The sequence below is a fragment of the Streptomyces xingningensis genome (genome assembly GCF_054957865.1).
This window is the reverse complement of the sequence record NZ_JBDJPF010000127.1, coordinates 1-5,121: the sequence shown is the minus strand read 5'-3', so window position 1 is coordinate 5,121 and position 5,121 is coordinate 1. Positions and strand designations below refer to the sequence as shown.

At 68.5% G+C, this 5,121-nt stretch carries 4 protein-coding genes and 1 pseudogene; 2 read left to right on the top strand and 3 right to left on the bottom strand.

Features of this window, described 5'->3' with window-relative positions:
- Positions 1 to 175: 175 nt before the first annotated feature.
- The 3 genes and pseudogenes from ABCR83_RS32130 to ABCR83_RS32120 all read right to left on the bottom strand — a co-directional run.
- The gene (locus tag ABCR83_RS32130; RefSeq protein WP_462698791.1) at positions 176 to 724 is read right to left on the bottom strand and encodes a hypothetical protein; all 549 of its coding nucleotides are present in this window, start codon (positions 722 to 724) and stop codon (positions 176 to 178) included.
- A gap of 284 nt (positions 725 to 1,008) precedes the next feature.
- Positions 1,009 to 1,764, bottom strand: a complete 756-nt coding sequence (locus tag ABCR83_RS32125) for an ArsR/SmtB family transcription factor (RefSeq protein ID WP_462698792.1) — start codon at positions 1,762 to 1,764, stop codon at positions 1,009 to 1,011.
- A gap of 575 nt (positions 1,765 to 2,339) precedes the next feature.
- Positions 2,340 to 2,732, bottom strand: a pseudogene (locus ABCR83_RS32120) (tyrosine-type recombinase/integrase); the annotation flags it as partial.
- Positions 2,733 to 2,936: 204 nt separating this feature from the next.
- On the opposite strand from ABCR83_RS32120, the gene ABCR83_RS32115 reads away from it, so the two are divergent.
- Positions 2,937 to 4,535: a GxGYxYP domain-containing protein gene (locus tag ABCR83_RS32115; protein WP_462698790.1), complete on the top strand. Its 1,599-nt coding sequence runs from the start codon at positions 2,937 to 2,939 to the stop codon at positions 4,533 to 4,535.
- Between the two features lie 62 nt (positions 4,536 to 4,597).
- Positions 4,598 to 5,053 (top strand): hypothetical protein, encoded by a 456-nt coding sequence (locus ABCR83_RS32110; protein WP_462698789.1) that lies wholly within the window; start codon positions 4,598 to 4,600, stop codon positions 5,051 to 5,053.
- The last annotated feature ends 68 nt before the right edge of the window (positions 5,054 to 5,121 follow it).

The window sequence follows — 5,121 nt, the reverse complement described above, 5'->3', positions numbered from 1 at the left end:
GTTGCCGTCAACCAGGGCAAAGGCTGAGCTACTTGACAAATCAGATTCCACAGAACCAAGCGGTGGATCGTCGAGCGGTTCCTCGCCCACCTGATGCGCACCCGCCGCCTGGCACGCGACTACGAGCGGGGCACCACCAGCGCCGAGGCGATGGTCTACTGGTCGATGATCCTGCTCATGACCCGCCGCCTGGCCCGGCCACGCCCTTGGCGAGCGTGAACCGGCCCGGCGCCTGCTCGGCCAGCCAGCCGCGCGCAACCAGGCGTTTCGCCTTCGACCGCAGCGCCTCCACCCGCGCCGGCACCACGTCCATACCGAACACGGCGGTCATCTCCTGGCAGGTCAACGGCCCTTGATGGAGCCGATGCCGGTCTGTGAGCACCTGCAGGATGCGCTGGTAGTCCACCGACAGCGCCGTCCAGGCAAGTCCCTCGTGCCACACCGGCACCTGCGATCTCGGCTTCGCCGCCCCCGGCGCTGACGACGTCTTTCCGGCCTGCTCACCGGCGGCCGGCGCTGTCCGGCCGGTCCGGGCGTGGCCTTGCCCACTCTCGTCGGGGGCCAGCACCTCGCCGACCCGTGAACGGGCGATGGCCCACTCCTTCCATTCGCGTTCGGCCACGGCCAACTCGGCCTGAACGCGGTCGGCTTCCTCCCGCAACCCGTCCACCCGACGGCGAGCGGCGAGCTCGCGCTGTTCCAGCAACCCCACGACCGACGGCATCCACGACCTCCACAGGAGCGACGCTACGACAGCCCACCACTCCCACGAGATCGCCGACCCCATGCCCGACCAGCGAAAACGCAGTCCTCAAATCCGGAAAGACAACAGCTTCTCAGCGCAGGGGTGCCGTGGTGACAGTAGGTGTCTGTTGGCGGCCAGTTATCTCTCCAGTGACTGGCCGCCAACGGGGGAAATTCCACGTGGCCGCTGTCACGTGGAACGTCCATGCTGGCGTTGTGGCTGTGCGGGGTCAGGGGGATGGTGCGGTCGGTCCGGTTCGCGGATCAGGACCACAGGGGCGAGGACAGTGGCTTGCCCGTCTCGAGGTAGGTCTTGAGGTTGGACAGCACCGTGGACCAGCCGCCGGTGGCCTGGCGGTGTTCGGCTTCGTCGCGCAGGTTCTCGTGGGTGACGGTGAGCCGGACGACGGTGTCGCCGAGCGGCTTGAGGTCGAAGGTGACCGTGGAGGGGCCGTTCGGGCGGTCTTCGCCGGGGACGGCCCAGGTGATGACGAGGTGCTTGGGCGGGGCGGCTTCGACGATGGTGCCCGCCACGTCGGCGATGCCGGAGCCGTCGGTGCGGCGGTGTTCCCAGGCGGAACCCGGCTGCCAGTCCGAGACGTTGCTGTGGCCCCAGTAGGCGGCGGTCATCCCGGGGTCGGTCAGGGCCTCCCAGACCTTGTCGGGGGTGGCCTCGATGTAGGTGGTGTAGACGAACTGCGGCTTGGCGGTCATGGCGTGCTCGGCTTTCTGTTTCAGTGCGCTCAGAGCCCGCAGGTGCGGGCGTTCGAACTTGTCGATCCACCGCTCCTGGATATCGTGGAGCGGTACGGGGTTGAGGTAGTGGAGTTTCTCCCGGCCTCTCCTGGCCGTGCTGACGAGGTTCGCGGCCTCCAGCAGGCCCAGGTGCTGGGTGGCCGCCTGGCGGGACATCGCCAGGCCGTCGCACAGCTCGCTGAGGGTCTGGCCGTTGTTCTCGTGCAGCCGGTCCAGCAGGCGCCGGCGGGTCGCATCGGACAGAGCCTTGAAGACCCTGTCCATCTCATCGCTCACACCATCCATCATGCAAGTATTTACTTGCATGTCAACTCGGGGGCCGTCCAGCCCAGCCCTGCATCACTGAGAAAGGGGTCACTGACCTGCGGAAACACCACCCTCCCAGACCGTCGGCCCCGTTACCCTGCGCGGGCGCCCCGACATCGGACTTGATCACCAGAACACCCTCGGCAAAGCAGCCACTCGGCCACAGCCACCGCAAAGTCGGCGCCAGCCCGCCAACCATGACGGCAACGGCTCCGACACCTTCCATGCAGTAATCCCGTCCTGCCCGGCTTCGCCTTCTCCCGGCCCACCCGGGAGAGCGGCCAGAACGCCGAACGCACCACCGCCGCCTGGGGTACGAGCGCTACAGCGCGCACGGCAACGACGCGAGGGCGATCGTCGCCCCGCCGCAAGACCGCCTCAACCCCGAACAGATCATTGGCGTACACATCACCCAGACCCCCGCCCTCCCCTCCGACGACCCGGCCGAGCTCGTGAGACTGCCCCCGAGGGCCTGCAGCACCTCGTCAACCACACCCCCCACAACAAACCGCAACAGGAACAACCACAGACCATCACCCACACACCCACTCACCATCCGGGCGGGCTCCCGGCGGGGCCGTGCGGGCGAGTGCGCGTTCCTTGATGCTCATGTCGGCGTGTAGGGAGATCTGAGTGGTTTCGGTCGATTCATGGCCGAGCCAAAGAGCAATCACCGAGACATCGACTCCTGCGTGGAGAAACGCCATCGCGGTGCTGTACCGCAGGATGTGCGGAGTGACGTGCTTGCCGGTCAGCGACGGGCAAGTGGCCGCTACGGTCCGGGCGTGCCTGGCGACGAGGTGTTCGACGGCATCCCGGCTGAGCGGAGTGCCACGGCGGGTCGGGAACAGCGGGTCACCGCGCTCACCGCCGCGCTCTCGCAGCCAGATCCTGATCACTTTGACGATGCTGCCGGTCAGCGGGGTGCACCGGTCTTCCGGGCCTCTCCGGAGGCCATGGGCTGCCCCACCTGCACAGGGTGCAGGCGGGGCTCAGGCAAAACCGCCGCCGGCCACGGCCCGCGGTGTGGACGCACTTCCGCGGGCACAGCCTCGCGTCGTTGCTCACTCCCGGCCCCCGGTGCTGCCACGCTCCTCCCAGACAAGGGCACCACCACGAGGCGAGGCGACATGACACCGACAGACAGATCGCGGCGGCGCTTCTGCAAGGCAGCCATGGGAGCGGGCGCACTGCTGCTGCCCGCACACACGGCCCGGGCGGCGGGCCGGGCGGTGAACTGGCCCAGGGGCCAGGCGCTGCCCACACTGGCGGCGCCCCGCCAACTCGACGTGGTCGACCTGGGACCGCTCTCTGCGGACGACCGGGTGCTGCTGAGCACGCTGCAGGGGGTGACCAGCAGGCGCAGACCGCAGATCTATCTCTCCGGAGTCTTCGAGGAGGGACGGGACACCTGGCTGCGTGAGGTGGGCGTGCCGCACACCACCGTGTCCGGACTGGACTCCTTGGTCCGCAAGTACCGGGGCGACTTCGCGGGCGCGATCGTGCCCGACCCCGCGCTGCCCGCCACCCGGAACGTGGCCACCACCCTGGCCGGGCTCAGGGGTGCCGTCGTCGCATCCGCCGCGACGGCCGCCCGCCTCGGTCTGCCGGTGCTGGACGACCTGCGCGGCAGGTTCTCCGGCAGCCATGCGGCGTATGCGTGGGCGGCGCGAAACCTGTGGCCGGACTGTACCCACCGCATGCTCGTCGCCCTGGACCCGGCCAAGAATCTGGAGAACCTTCGCGATTACGCGGTGGCCAACCGCGCCTTCGTCCTGTGGGCCGATCCCACCCGGACACAGGAGACGGACCTGCTCCGGTCGCTGATGGACGACATGCCGGTCAATTCCCCCTATCTGGGCTGGTGGCCGAACGACCAGGAGACCGCCGGGACCGAACTGGCCTCCCGCTACGGCCTGTATGTGGCAGCCACCGATTACGTCGACAACCTCACCGTGTTTGCCGGAACACCCCGCGAACACTTCACCCAGCGCGCTGTGGCCGCACCCGCACTGCGCAACCGGATCCATGTGACCTTCACCCTCACCGAGGGGGACAACCTCCAGTACAACCAGCACCACATGCGTAAGCTCTGGGCCGATCCCCAGCGGGGACGCACGCCCCTGAACTGGTCGGTCAGCCCCCTGGCCGTCGACGTGGCACCAGCGTTCCTGGCGTACTACCAGCGCACCGCCACCCGCAACGACCTACTGGTGGCGGGCCCCTCCGGCCTCGGCTACGCCTACCCCGACGCCTGGCCGCGCGAGCGCCTGTCCGACTTCACCCGGCAGACGGGTGACTACCTCGAGCGCGCTGGGTTGTCTGCAGTCTGTGCGCTCAACCGCGTGAACGGCAAAGACCGTGAACTGTCCGCGCAGACCGTCGCGGCGTACGCCCGCGACGCCGAACCATTGGGCATCTGGCAGAACTGGGCCGACCACTTCGGCACCACCATGGTCTCGGGAGTCCCACTCAGCACCGGCCGACTGGCCACCAGCAAGAGCGAGGCCCGGCAGGCCCTCACCAAGGCCGCACGGAGCTGGAACCGCCGCACGCCGCTGTTCCTCACCATCGGGGTACTGGCCTGGAAACTCGGCCCCAGCGATGTCACCGACATCGCCCGCGGGCTCGACGACCGCTTCGTCATCACCCGTGGTGACCACTTCTTCCGCCTCATCCGGCAGTCCCTGCAGGCCGGCGAAAGGCAACCCGACCACAGGCACGGGTAACGGCCCCACGCCATGGCAACGGGCGCCGGCCACGGGTTCGTCCGCAGCGTCTCCCGGCACCAGTGCGACTGTCGACCCCGGTCCGGTTCATCGACCGCAAGGTCACCGTCCACCTCACCGGCGACACACTGGCCGTCTTCGACAACCACCGCGAGATCGCCCGTCGTTCCCAGCTCGCCGGCCATGGCACAGAACACCTGGTCCTGGACCACTGCCTGGAGGTACTGCTGTGCAAGCCGAGCACGCTGGACCGCTCCGAAAGGTCGTCCAGAGCGCCGACCGGGCTCCCGCCGTCAGGCGGCATCGGCGCTCCGGCCCAGCGGAAGCCACCAGGCCCGCAGCTGCTGCAGGTCAGCCATCTCACCCCGCACCGCCTGACCAAGCTCCTGCCCGAAGACGGCGGCCTTTGCCCCGCATGGAGCAGCGGGACGAACTGCTCCACCTCCGCCGGAGGGACTCCGCATGACATCCCCTGTGTCAACCTCACACTGCTTGAGGCAGCGGTTGTGGGGTTGTGAAACGTTGGAGTTCCGCCGGGTCGCGTCCGAGCGGCGGTGGAAAAGGAGACACGAGCGTAAGTTCCGTG